Annotated in this window: 10 protein-coding genes; 5 read left to right on the forward strand and 5 right to left on the reverse strand. The window is 62.0% G+C overall.

The genetic code is table 11. The features are described from left to right. Positions 1-667, forward strand: a 667-nt coding sequence (locus U5A52_RS31985) for an FAD-binding oxidoreductase (RefSeq protein WP_321937875.1), incomplete at its 5' end; no start/stop codon positions are given. A 70-nt stretch (positions 668-737) separates the two neighbouring features. Here the strand turns inward: U5A52_RS31985 and U5A52_RS31990 are convergent. The 3 genes from U5A52_RS31990 to U5A52_RS32000 all read right to left on the reverse strand — a co-directional run bounded on the left by U5A52_RS31990 (position 738) and on the right by U5A52_RS32000 (position 4,486). After that, positions 738-1,982 carry a lactonase family protein gene (locus U5A52_RS31990; RefSeq protein ID WP_321937878.1) on the reverse strand — a complete coding sequence of 415 codons (1,245 nt, stop codon included), beginning with the start codon at positions 1,980-1,982 and terminating at the stop codon, positions 738-740. Between the two features lie 19 nt (positions 1,983-2,001). Continuing rightward, positions 2,002-2,694 (reverse strand): DUF1223 domain-containing protein, encoded by a 693-nt coding sequence (locus U5A52_RS31995; protein WP_321937880.1) that lies wholly within the window; start codon positions 2,692-2,694, stop codon positions 2,002-2,004. 379 nt (positions 2,695-3,073) lie between these two features. Then, positions 3,074-4,486, reverse strand: a complete 1,413-nt coding sequence (locus U5A52_RS32000) for a DUF2252 domain-containing protein (protein ID WP_321913457.1) — start codon at positions 4,484-4,486, stop codon at positions 3,074-3,076. Positions 4,487-4,811: 325 nt separating this feature from the next. Here U5A52_RS32000 and U5A52_RS32005 point away from each other — a divergent pair, with 325 nt between their 5' ends. Next, positions 4,812-6,866 (forward strand): alkyl/aryl-sulfatase, encoded by a 2,055-nt coding sequence (locus tag U5A52_RS32005; protein WP_321937882.1) that lies wholly within the window; start codon positions 4,812-4,814, stop codon positions 6,864-6,866. A 9-nt stretch (positions 6,867-6,875) separates the two neighbouring features. Then, complete coding sequence (locus U5A52_RS32010; protein WP_321913459.1) at positions 6,876-7,400, forward strand: hypothetical protein; 525 nt, start codon at positions 6,876-6,878, stop codon at positions 7,398-7,400. 92 nt (positions 7,401-7,492) lie between these two features. Here the strand turns inward: U5A52_RS32010 and U5A52_RS32015 are convergent, their stop codons facing one another. Together U5A52_RS32015 and U5A52_RS32020 are read right to left on the reverse strand one after the other, a co-directional pair. Continuing rightward, positions 7,493-8,626 carry a transporter substrate-binding domain-containing protein gene (locus tag U5A52_RS32015; RefSeq protein ID WP_321937884.1) on the reverse strand — a complete coding sequence of 378 codons (1,134 nt, stop codon included), beginning with the start codon at positions 8,624-8,626 and terminating at the stop codon, positions 7,493-7,495. 106 nt (positions 8,627-8,732) lie between these two features. After that, positions 8,733-9,776: a hypothetical protein gene (locus tag U5A52_RS32020; protein WP_415766111.1), complete on the reverse strand. Its 1,044-nt coding sequence runs from the start codon at positions 9,774-9,776 to the stop codon at positions 8,733-8,735. Positions 9,777-10,127: 351 nt separating this feature from the next. Here U5A52_RS32020 and U5A52_RS32025 point away from each other — a divergent pair, with 351 nt between their 5' ends. Continuing rightward, positions 10,128-11,585, forward strand: a complete 1,458-nt coding sequence (locus tag U5A52_RS32025) for a DUF1254 domain-containing protein (RefSeq protein WP_321937888.1) — start codon at positions 10,128-10,130, stop codon at positions 11,583-11,585. A gap of 32 nt (positions 11,586-11,617) precedes the next feature. Continuing rightward, positions 11,618-12,028 (forward strand): hypothetical protein, encoded by a 411-nt coding sequence (locus tag U5A52_RS32030; protein WP_321913463.1) that lies wholly within the window; start codon positions 11,618-11,620, stop codon positions 12,026-12,028. Positions 12,029-12,061: the final 33 nt, after the last annotated feature.

Below are 12,061 nucleotides of genomic sequence, written 5' to 3' on the forward strand. Positions count from 1 at the left end.
ATTGCGCATGCGCTTGCCGGGCCTTTCGTCGTTCGAACTGATGTGGGACGACTTCATGCTGGCCGCCTGCGACGTGGCCAGGCTCAAGCCTGCCTTTTCGACGCGTTATCCGGTCTACGCCCTCGTCGAAACACTGGGCGAAGCCAACGACGACGCTCAGCGCGCGCTCGAAGAAGCGCTTGGCGACGCACTCGAAGCAGGCACGATCGACGACGTGATCGTCGCGCAGTCGCTGGAGCAGGCAAAGCAGTTGTGGGCCGCGCGCGAATCGGTCGGCGAGTTGCTGGCCGCCACGCGCCCGCACGCGGCCTTCGACGTGGGTGTGCCGATGGAAGAGATGGAACGTTGCGTCGCGACGCTGCGCGCGCGCCTCGAAGAGAAGTTTGCACAGCAGAAGCATCTGTTCTTCGGCCATCTCGGCGACGGCAATCTGCACGTACTAAGCGGCCCATACGCCGACGAATCCGCGCTGCTCGATGTCGAGGCGCTCGTCTACGAGACCGTGCGCGACGCGGGCGGGTGCATCTCGGCGGAGCACGGCATCGGCGTGGTCAAGCGCGCCTTTCTCGGACTGACCCGCTCGGATGCAGAGCTTGACCTGATGCGCAAGCTTAAGACCGCGATAGACCCGTCGAACATCCTTAACAGCGGACGGGTCATTCCTTGAGCCGCCTGGAGGATCGGCGGCCCCGCTCATCAATCGCCAGCCCCCTGAAGCGGCCATCGGATAGACGCGCCTAGCGCGCTGCGATCCCCTGGGCTCCGGGCGGTACGCCGGTCACTGATCCAATCGGTTCGAGCGCGCCGTCAGGCTTCACGCGAAAGCCGCTTACCGCGCCGTTTCCCTCCCGCACGTACAGGAACTTGCTGCGGCTGCTGAGCGCCATGTCGAGTGGCGCGCTGAGCGTCCCTGCTGCTGGATTGAGCAAGCTTAGCGTGCCGTCCGCGCCAATCTGCAGACTGCTGATCGTGCCGCTGCCCGCATTGGCGGTATAGGCATAACGTCCGTCGCCGGTTGTGACGAGCCAGCACGGCGCGGACTGTCCCAGATGGATCGAAGCGGTGATCGAATCGAGATGCTTGCCGTCCACGACGTCATATGAGGAAACCGACCCGGACCCGGCTTCGGAGACGACTGCATAACCGCGTGCCGTGATCGAAAAGCCGAACGGAGTCACGCCGTTTGAAGCATGAGGTGTCGCAGTCGAAGCGTAACCGGTAAAACCAACGGCATAGGTGTCTATGAGTTGCGTACCCTTTTCGGTCACCAGCAATTCGTTGCCTTCCGGTGCGAACTTGACCTGCGCAGGCTGGGCGTTGGCTCCGCCAGCAAGCGGCCGTTGCGAGCCGGGTAGCGCAACGAGGTGCTTGCCGAACGCGTCGACGAAGTAACCGCTGATGTTCGGTGTGCCGCCGGCATTGACCACATACGCTATGGGCCCCTTCATGGTCACGCTAACAGGCATTTGACCGCCCGATGGCGCCCTGTCGAGCAGCGTCAGCTTGTCGCCGTCGACCGCAAAGAGCGAAACATCGTTGCTGCCGGCATTCACGGCGAGCAGAAAACCCGAGTCCAGCGTCAGCGAACCTTGCGAGCCTAGCGGATCGGCTCCCGTGCCAGCGCCTTTTCCGCCGGTTGAGTAACTGGCCGCGTAGGTCAGTGTTCCGTTTCCAGCGCGAGAAAAGACCATGACCGAGTTTCCGGACGGCTGATTTGTCAGGACGTAGACCGCCCCTCGCACATCGGCCTCAGAATCCGCTCGCGCAACACTGATTGAAGCGAATCCCAACGCCGCTGTGAGCGCGATGGTTCGATAGAGAAACGATGACCTGCGGGTGACATATGACATGGCGAACTCCTGATTCGGTAGACTCGATTTCACTGAAGGTACCGCCACTGCACTGAGCGCCGGTGCTTCTCCCGGCGCGTCAATATGTGATTTGGAATCCTTATCAAACATTCGAAAAGGATTCCACGTCATTCCAATCTTCCCGACCTGCTCAGAGCCCTATGCCGGCGACTCGCGCCGCACCGATAATCGCACCGTCCGTTGACTGAATCAGAATTGCCGCCTGTTCACCGGCAGGGGTCGCGCTTTCAAGCTTCAGCGGCGCACCCGTCCATTCGCCGACGGTTTGTATCGAGCGAACGATATTCGATTCCCTGAGCGTGCGACCTGTGTTTTCGCCTCGCGCAACGTTCGTCACGTGCCCGGCGTCATAGCCAACCAGCACGACTTGCGCATGGCCGGCGCCGCGCCCAACCGTGACCGATATCGTCCTGCCGTGACGCACAGCACTCACCGCCACCTCGGCCTCGTCAGCTTTTTGGGCTTTCGCGATCGCCGCTTCGGCGGCACGCCGGTTCGAACCAACCAGTCCCTTCTGACCGTCGATGACCATTTCCGGCGTATAGGGACTGTCGCCGAAGCGGGCGCTGTACTCGGCCTGGCGCTGTGTGGCCGCCTCCAAAGAGTAAGGGTCCTGCCAGCCCAGACTGTTCCAGTACGTCACATGAAAGGCGAGTGGAAGCAACTCAGGGCGATCACGAGAGAGCTCCGACAAAAAAGCATCGGCCGGAGGGCAAGAGGAGCACCCTTCGGAAGTAAACAGCTCGACAACGACTGGGCGGGATGACGCCACAATGGGGGCGACAAGCAGGAAGGACGCAACAGCAACGAGCCGTACAAGCATGATCGATCTCCAGGGCGACGGGATTGCCGTTGAATTCGTCGCGCGCGCTCACTGAGTCCACCGCTCCAGGCAGACCCGCATACCCACTGCATTCAGGGGCACCAACAAGCCGCGTTCAGCCACGGACATTCGTTGCCCGAGACCGTTAGTTCGTTGGGTAACGCTTTCTGGTTACAGCTGGAGAAGTTTTTTTGCGAGACCAGGCGCGATAGGTGATTTCGGATCGAGGGGCGCCCAATGCTTACAGGGCGACGGGAGCGCGCCGTTGGTCGGCCGGCCGCAACCGAGTCTCACGCACGGAGTGGGGAATGTCACGTCGATCAAGCGGCTAGCCGGCCTGCTGCCGGCTCCCCCAAAGCTCGCTGCCGAACGCGGAAAGTCACACGCGAAAATCCGCCGCCATGTCTTCGTCGCTGCGCGCCTCGAGTTTTCCGGAGCGGCAGGCTTGCATGAACGCCTTGTAATCGGCCTCGTTCTGCGCGGCGTACGCCAACGAATACTCGGTTAGCGCTTCGGCGAGGCGGTCGCCATTGCCGAGATAGGCCGCGATCTCGACAGCCTTTCCGCTCGCCTTGGCATGCGCGCGAGCGAGCGCCCAACCGCACAGGCGCGCGTAGCCTTGCATCAAGGTGCTGTTCATCCGCTCCACTTCCGCCGACACCTTCATGTCGCGCAATTGGCGGAAATAGAAGTTCCTGCCGGCAGGCCCCGAAGTCCAGCCGAGGAACGAATCGCTGGCCGCCTGCAGCAGCCGCTGGCCGACAACCACACGCTGGCCCTGATGCTCGAGGCCGGGCGCCTCGTAGTATCTGGCGATCACGGACCCGCGCGCCTCCTTGACCTGCAGGAACAGCGGCTTCCCGTGACCGTCCACGAACAGCATGACAAGGCAGAACGTGCCGACACTCCCAACGCCCACCACCTTGAACGCGATATCGTGAAGCTCGTATTGACCGATCATCATGCGGCGCTCGGTCGAAAGCGTGCTCAGGTATTCGTCGAACGCCTTGGCGAGTTTGCCTTGCCACGCTTCGGCGTTGGACCAGTTGCTATCCTTGCCGAGCAGCGAATTCGGCCCGGTGGGATGGAACAGCGCGGGCGGCGCGTCCTGGATCGTCCAGCGGCCGTCGCGCAGCGTCGCCATCTTGGCGAGCACGCTTTCGTGCGTTCGCGAAGCCGCCTTTTTGCTCGTCTTGGCGATGAGCGCCCGGCCTTCTTCGGTCGCGGCGGTCTCCATCATGCGTTCGAACGAGATGATCTCGTGCCACAAATCCAGGGTGCTGTATTCCGAGTATTCGCGCATGCGCTCGGCGTATTCGTGAACCGCGGCCGATACGAACTCGCCGATGGGACCGCGCCCCATGCCCATGTGCTCGCCGGCAATAGCGAAGCTCGCAACGAGCCGCTTGAGGTCCCATTCCCATGGTCCGTTTGCGACCTCGTCGAAGTCGTTCAGGTCGAACACCAGTTGCCGCTCCGGCGTCGCGAAGCCGCCGAAGTTCATGAGGTGTGCGTCGCCGCATATGGGAAAGGCAATTCCGGAGTTGACCGTTCCGGCGAGATCGTGGGCCTGGATGATTGCGCTGCCACGATAGAACGTGAATGGAGAGAGGGACATGCGTCCATAGCGCAACGGCACAAGCGCGTCGACCCGTCCTGCGCTGTTTGCCCGAAGCAGTTCGACGGGGTCGCGTTCGGTGTTGCCGATCTCCGCGTGCCGGGAACGCTTCGCACGTTCGCGCGCCTGACGCCCCGCCGCCTGCCTTTCAGCCAATGTTTGCGTGCCCGCCATTTGCCCACCTCGTTCTGGGTAAGTTTTTTGATGCGCGTTCAGCCGACCCCATTCAGTCTAGCATCGAGTCGTTCGTTGTACTGCCCTATTTGATGGCCATGCAGTCGTTGCTACTCGCGAGTTTTCGTTCGCAAACGTCGCGCAATATCCCTTCCCTCAGGTGTCGAATTTGCCGTATGAATCGTATTGCACCAACGGGCAATGATATTGCCCCAAGCACCTATAGCCGCAATCGGGAGACTCTGCGAAAAGTGTTACCAGAGGTCTTGATCGATCTCGCAGGCCGCCTGCGCCTGATATTTCCACCCCTAACCCGGAGGTGATCATGTCTGAACCGGATGACGCGGCAAAAGCGAGCGGACGCAGAACATTCCTGAAGAACGTGGCAGTGGCCGGGGTGGCCACGACGCTTCCCGGCGCGGTAGGCGAGGCGCTGGCGCAAGCCGGTTCGAGCGCAACCCCGACGGGCGGCGCGTCGAAGCCAGCTTCGGCCGCGACCATCGCGGTGAACAAGCAATATGCCGACTTCCTTTCCTTCGAAGACGCACAGGACTTCGAAGACGCCAAACGCGGGCTCATCGCAACGCTCCCCGAACCCGTCATCATCAAGCAGGCAAACGGCACCCCGGCGTGGGACCTTCAGCAGTTCGCGTTCGTGAGCGGTGGCCCGGAAAACAACTCGCCACCGACCGTGAACCCGAGCCTCTGGCGCAACGCCAAGCTGAACATGAATCACGGTCTCTTCGCGGTGGTCGACGGCGTCTGGCAGGTGCGCGGCTACGACCTCTCCGTCATGAGCATCATTCGCGGCGACCACGGCTATATCGTGGTCGATCCGTTCATCACGACCGACGTGGCCTCGGCAGTCTGGAAGCAACTCGTCATTCCGCATCTTGGCGACAAGCCCATCACGCACGTCATCTATACGCACAGCCACGTAGATCACTACGGCGGCGTACGCGGGCTCGTGAGCGACGACGACCTGAAGTCCGGCAAAGTTCAGATCGTGGCACCCGCCGGCTTCACCGAAGCGGCCGTGGGTGAGAACATCATCGCCGGGAACGCCATGGGGCGCCGTGCGAGCTACATGTACGGCTCGCTGCTGCCGCGCAGCCCCACGGGCATTGTCGACGGCGGCCTCGGCAAGACCACTTCGGTCGGCACGATCACGTTGGCCGTGCCCTCCATGTTCGCCGAAAAGACCGGGCAAAAATTGACGCTGGATGGCGTGGAACTCGTGGTACTGATGGCGCCCGAATCGGAGGCGCCTTCGGAGTTCATGTTCTATCTGCCGAAGTACAAGGCGTTTTGCGCCGCGGAAGACGCCACCCATACGCTGCATAATCTGTACACGCTGCGAGGCGCGAAGGTTCGCGACGCCCTCCTCTGGTCGAAGTACCTGCAGTCGTCGCTCGACATGTTCGGCGACGACATGCAGGTGGTTTTCGCCTCGCACTACTGGCCCACGTGGGGCAACGATCGCGTTGTCGCCTTCCTGCGCGCGCAACGCGACATGTACCGCTACATGCACGACCAGGTGCTGCGCATGGCCAACAAGGGCATGACGCCGCTGGAGATCGGCGAAGCGATGCGGCTGCCCGACAGCCTCGCGAAACACTGGTTCTGCCGCGGCTACTACGGCACGGTCTATCACGACGCCGTTGCGCAGTACAACCTGCGGCTCGGCTTCTTCGACGGCGTACCGGCCAATCTGCACCGCCTGCCGCCGACCGACGCCGGCAAGCGGTACGTGGAGTTCATGGGCGGCTCGGCCGCCGTCCTCAGCAAGGCGCACGGGTATTACAGCAAGGGCGAGTACCGTTGGGTCGCGGAAGTCGTGAATCACGTGGTGTTCGCGGAGCCGCAAAACACGGCCGCGAAGCAACTCCTCGCCGACACCTACGAGCAACTCGGCTACCAGTCCGAATCGGCGTCATGGCGCAACTTCTATCTGACCGGCGCCATGGAGCTGCGTAAAGGCATTCAGCAACTGCCCGCCCCGCAGCCGCAAAGCCCGGACACCATCCAGGCCATGCCGCTCGACATGTTCCTCGATTACCTCGGCATCCGGCTCAACGGCGACCGTGCGGCCGGCAAGACGGCCGAGTTCAACCTCAATCTGACCGATACGAAAGAGAACTACGTGCTGGGCGTCGAGAACAGCGCGCTGCACTATTCGAGGAACAAGAACTCGAAAGCGGCCGACGCGACAGTCACGATGACACGCGCCAACCTCAACGACATCATGATGGGCAAAACCAACATGCAGAAGCTCGTCATGGCTGGCGACGTGAAGGTCGACGGCAATAGCCAGAAACTCGGTGAGTTCGTTTCGTGGCTCGACACCTTCGACTTCTGGTTCAACATCGTTACGCCGTGAGGTTCCGCCATGTGCGCAGTCTGTGAGTTCAAGATCGAGTTCGGTATCAGCCACCCGCTCGCGCTGAGCGTGGCCGTTGCAACGCGAAAGGCGATCGAGGCGGATCTGATCGAAGCGATCGACATCGACGAGGGCGCGCTCGCCGCAGCGCGAAAGCGCATGGCCGCGGTCGAGGCGTTGAATCTGCTGCAAGCGCGCATTGAAGACGCGCACACGGAGGCGTGTCTCCTCGACTTGCCTGACTTTTATGTCCTGCTCATCGAAAACGATACGTGGGGCTTTTTCCACGCCACCACGGAAGGCTTCGATCCGGACATCGTTCCGGAGATCCCCGACGTGACGACAACGGAAGAGGCGAAACGCAGCAATATTGTCATCATGTCCGAAGCCGCATTGCGCGGCTGGTTAGCCGGTCGATTCGACGTTGAGCACGCGTTTCGCGAGTCGCTTTTCGTGATCGACGGTCCGCAGATTCACGCCGACTCGCTAACCCGGATGTTCTACGCCACGGAGCCTGCCACCGTCGCACCCTGACGCCTTCGGCGCGGCCGCTTCAGCATGACGGCCGCGCCAAGGCAAAACGATACGGCTGCGCGGTTCAACTTTCGCCAGCCAGGCCGCGACGATTATTTGCTCGCCGCAAACCATTTCTGGTAAATCTGTTCATAGCTTCCGTCCTCGTACATCCCGAGCAAGGTCTCGTTGATGGTCTTGCGCAACGGGCTGCCGTTCGCAACTGCGATCCCATACTTTGCAGGCAGGAATATCGGGCCCACTACCGCCAGCTTCCCGTTGCCGAGCCGGCCTGCCCAATACTGCAGCGTGGGCGCGTCGTAGACAATGGCCTGCACGTCGCCGCGCATCAGCATGCGGAAACCGTCGGCGGCGCTGTTGACGCTCACGAACGGCAAGCCGCGCCCGGTGAGGTACTGTGCGGCAACCGTGCCGGGCACTGTGCCGATTGTCTTGCCTGGAAGATCGTCCGGTCCGCGAATATTCGACTGCAGCCGCGCCACTGTTTGCAATGACGTCACGGTCGCCGTGAACTGCGCGATCAGCACCACCCCGATCAGCCACATTGCGGGCACCAGTATCCTTTTCCAGAGCCCGGCGCTCTCGCGCTCGCCATGTTCGCCAGTCGCGATGATCAGCATGGTCACCCAGAGCCCTTCGCCGACTGCGCGCAGCCAGGGCTTCTGGAAGTTGGGATCGTTGCGGCGCTCGATCAACCATACGAGATTGGCGAGAACGAAGACGATCACGACGGAGACGGCAAGGAACTGCCCGAGGGCGAGCCACGGAACCGAACGGAGCGAAGCGACGAACGAGCTGTCGCTTTGCGCGCGCACCATGATCTGCAAGCCGGAATCGAAATACGGCAGCGAGAAGTCGACGCGCTTTTCGCGTTCCGGCGTCAGGGTGATCGCCGCGATGGCGACATCCGCATCACCACGCTGTACGACGCTCAGCAGATCAGGCTGGTTCGCGACGCGATCCCATGTGAAATCGACATGCATGCGGCGCGCAATCTCATACCATATGTCGATGCTGAAGCCCACCGGGGTTGCCGTCTCCGGCAACACGAACGGGGCGACCGTGGCGATCGCCACCCGCAGCGCGCCGCCTGGCGCAGTGCTCGCGCTCGCAGGCGCGGCGGCGGCCGCCTGAGATGGCTGTGCGGCTTCGGCGGCGGCGCCGGATGGTGCCGGCGCAAACAGGACCAGGCAGAACATGAACAGCCACCAGGCCGGCTTCGTCATGGCGTCCCTCCATAGGCGACTTGCGTGCGTTGCGGCGATGAGATCCAGTATAAGAACCGTCACCCCTGGCGGGTAGCGGCGCCTTCGTGACAATGACCCGTACCACTCAGAAACTGAGCGCAACACCGAGCGACGCGCCCGTCACATCCTTGCCGAACGCGTAGCGGGCCACGATGCGCAAACGCGAGAAGAGCTTGGTGACCGCGCCGGTGTCGATTTCGATACCTGCGCCGAGCGACGTAAGCTGATTGAAGCCGAGGATGTCGGCCTGACTGCCGAGGTAATCCGAGTGCGACAGTTCGAGGACATAGCGCAGCGGCCGGTTGAACGCGAGCAGCCCGGTCGGTGCGCGCCAGCGCGCGTAGAGATTCGTGGACTGCGCATTCGCGGTCCCGCGCACGCCGCTGGACGATCCAAAGCTCTGCAGATAGATGTCGGTGTAGCGCAGTTCGAGGTCGAACTCGTAAGGCTCCTGGCGGGGATACCAGCCAATCATCAGTGAGCCGCCAAGTCCATACGCATTGAGCCTGCCGTTCTGGATGAAGTCGATGTTCTTGTCGGTCTTCCGGTTGACGAGGAATTGCGCCGCGGTCGCGTCGCTGATCACCTCGCCGAGCGAGAAGTTGAAGATCGGCCGGATCACGAGATCCTTCTTTTCGTTGAGCGGAAAGTCCCAGCCTATGCCGCCCGTGGCCGCCACGTTGGTCCAGCGGGTGGGCAGCGCGCGCTCCTGCTGGCCGTCCGTGGCGACGAACGTGGGATCGTAGCGGGACCCGCCGATCGCCCCCTCCAGATAGAGCGGAAAACTCTGGCTCAGCGTAAAGCCGCCGCCGAACTGCGTCATGCTCAGCGAGGGGTCGCCCGTGGAGCCGTTGCGAATGCCGAGCGTGCTCGCGGAAAGGTCCGGCGTGACGGTAAAGGACAGCAAGGCAAGCACGGCATTTGCGCGCTTTTGTACATTCGGTCCGGTAAATTCGGGGAGGGACGAAGTTTGCGCCGTCGCCGCGGCGGGCATGAGCAACTGGCTCGCCGCCAGAAGCACGGCTGCGGCCGCATGCACGGCCGTCCCATGTGTGCGGCGCGCGCGTCGGAAAGAGCGCGCTTCAGAACGGTACGTGTTGCCCGGATTCCTGGTGTCGGTGGCCGGCATCATTTCGGGCTCTCCATCTTCGCGCGAGACGCTCGATTTGTCCTTCAGTTCGTCCTTCCGTTCGTCCTTCAGCGCGTAATTTAGCGGCGCCCCCAACGAAAATAAAGGGTTAAGCGCCAGATTGCACCAAAGGGCAATCCAATTGCCCGAACTCCCTATCGCCTCAGTTCGGTGCCTGAGCAAAACTGGCCCTGCGGACTGCCATGCAGCCGCACGATGAAGCGCTATGGGCTCGCCTCGCCGAATGAAAGTCCTGAACGGGGAAGGCGCACAAAGCGCAGTGCATCTGCCACCGGTATGCCGAGTTGCCAGCGCAGTTATCGACGCCATGATCGACAAAGCGAGAGTGACATGCCCGATCAAGATGAAATGAACCCGACACGCAAACTAGCGGCGGCGAAAGATGCCCAAGCCGCCGCGCCCAGCGCGTCCGCGCAGGCGTCTCCACCGTCGGGGATCAACATGCACCCCGAATATGCGCAAGTGATTGCGCGCATGGCCTATGTGTGGGGCTGGCCAATGGTGAACATGCTCAACCGGAGCGCACGTATCACCAGGGCGCCGTACCCTGGCCTGCTCAATGGCGTGCTTCCGGCGGCGCCGCGCGGCCAGGTTGGCATGCTTCATGATTACATTGATCCGGCCCAGACGTTCGTAACCTGTCCAAACCAGGACGTCGTCTACGGCCTCGGCTTCTTCTCGCTCGACGACGAGCCCGTTGTCGCACAGGTGCCCGATTTCGGCGAGCGCTTCTGGGTCTACGCGCTCTACGACGCGCGCACCAACCAGTTCGGCCATCTCGGCAAGGCGTACCAGTCGCGCCACGGCTTTTACCTGCTCGTCGGGCCAAACTGGAAAGGGAGCAAGCCCTCGGGTATCACCGAAATCATTCGCTGCCCGACGGCGCTCGCCAACGCCATTCCGCGCGTGTTCCAGAACGACACACCTGAGGACAAGCAGGCGATTCAGCCCGTGCTCAATCAGATCGTGTTTTATCCGCTCACGCAATTCGATGGCCAGATGAAGACGATAGTCTGGAATCAGGCGCCGATCATCAAGCCACCTGCACAGGCGCAAAACGACAGCGCCGACGGCGGAGAAACCAAGTGGGTCGTCCCGGAACAATTCTTCGAGCAATTCGGCGAGGTGCTGGATACCGTAGCGCCGCTGCCCGGCGAGGAGGCGCTCCATGCGCAATTCCGCTCGCTCATGGAAGTTGCGAACCGCGACCCCGAAATTAAAAAGGCGCTCGTCTCCAGCGCCGTCGACACGGAGCGGGAAGTGATTGCTCCATTCTTCGAGTGGCGTCGCAACGGCGTGCCGGCCGGCAACGGCTGGAACCGCTCGGCCAATAACGCGCAGACGGGCTTCGATTATTTCGACCGCACCGGCACGGCAAAGTCGAACATGTTCGACAATCGCCCCAGCGAAACGCAGTACTTCTATACGGACCTGGACGCGACCGGCGCACCACTCAGCGGTGCGAACACCTACGAGATCGTCTTTGCGAAAGGCGAAGAGCCCCCTGTCAACGGCTTCTGGTCGCTCACGCTTTACAACGACAAGCATCTCTTTCACGCCAACGACCTCAAGCGCTATTCGCTCGGCACCAAGAACACGACGTTGAACCGCAACGCCGATGGCTCCCTCACGCTCTATGCTGGCTCGAAGTCGCCGGGCGCCGACCGGGAGTCGAACTGGCTGCCTGCCCCGGACGGCACGTTCTCGCTCTATATCCGGGCATACTGGGGCAAGGAGCCCATTCTGGACGGTTCGTGGAAGCCACCGCAAATTCACAAGCGGGGGTAAGCGTCAACAGGCCATGCTCAAGGAAGGGACCCATGATCTCGCACAGCCGGAAGACTTCACCAGTACGCGCGTTGGCGCACGCGGCGACAACTGCCTGCGCCCTGCTCCTCTACGTGCACAGCGCCTTTGCTGCGAACCTTGAGTTTCTGCACGACACGCCGCTCAGTTACATGAAGCAGAAAGACATCGACTCGGTCAAGCAGGCGGCCATCGCCGCACTGAACTCGAAAAGCGACGGCGAATCGGCGCAGTGGACGAATGAAGGCTTGGGCAACGGCGTGAAGATCGACGCCACGTTGACACCTCACGACACCTCGAAGACCGGTGACCGGACTTGCCGCATCGTCGATGTGGTCCTGAATGCGAAGGGGCAAACCCTCAATCTGCATCCGCGCTACTGCCGAACGGGCAACGGGCCATGGCAACTGCAAAAAAAGAACTGAAGAAGATCTCATCAGAGCATGCATCGGCCATGA

The sequence above is a fragment of the Paraburkholderia sp. J8-2 genome (genome assembly GCF_905220195.1).
GTDB lineage: Bacteria > Pseudomonadota > Gammaproteobacteria > Burkholderiales > Burkholderiaceae > Paraburkholderia.

What these genes read in the sequence shown, in the direction of transcription:
- U5A52_RS32020 (WP_415766111.1), bottom strand. Translation starts at nt 9,776, where the DNA reads ATGCCGGCCACCGACACCAGGAATCCGGGCAACACGTACCGTTCTGAA.
- U5A52_RS32010 (WP_321913459.1), top strand. Translation starts at nt 6,876, where the DNA reads ATGTGCGCAGTCTGTGAGTTCAAGATCGAGTTCGGTATCAGCCACCCG.
- U5A52_RS31990 (WP_321937878.1), bottom strand. Translation starts at nt 1,982, where the DNA reads ATGACGTGGAATCCTTTTCGAATGTTTGATAAGGATTCCAAATCACAT.
- U5A52_RS32030 (WP_321913463.1), top strand. Translation starts at nt 11,618, where the DNA reads ATGATCTCGCACAGCCGGAAGACTTCACCAGTACGCGCGTTGGCGCAC.
- U5A52_RS32005 (WP_321937882.1), top strand. Translation starts at nt 4,812, where the DNA reads ATGTCTGAACCGGATGACGCGGCAAAAGCGAGCGGACGCAGAACATTC.
- U5A52_RS32015 (WP_321937884.1), bottom strand. Translation starts at nt 8,626, where the DNA reads ATGACGAAGCCGGCCTGGTGGCTGTTCATGTTCTGCCTGGTCCTGTTT.
- U5A52_RS32025 (WP_321937888.1), top strand. Translation starts at nt 10,128, where the DNA reads ATGCCCGATCAAGATGAAATGAACCCGACACGCAAACTAGCGGCGGCG.
- U5A52_RS31995 (WP_321937880.1), bottom strand. Translation starts at nt 2,694, where the DNA reads ATGCTTGTACGGCTCGTTGCTGTTGCGTCCTTCCTGCTTGTCGCCCCC.
- U5A52_RS32000 (WP_321913457.1), bottom strand. Translation starts at nt 4,486, where the DNA reads ATGGCGGGCACGCAAACATTGGCTGAAAGGCAGGCGGCGGGGCGTCAG.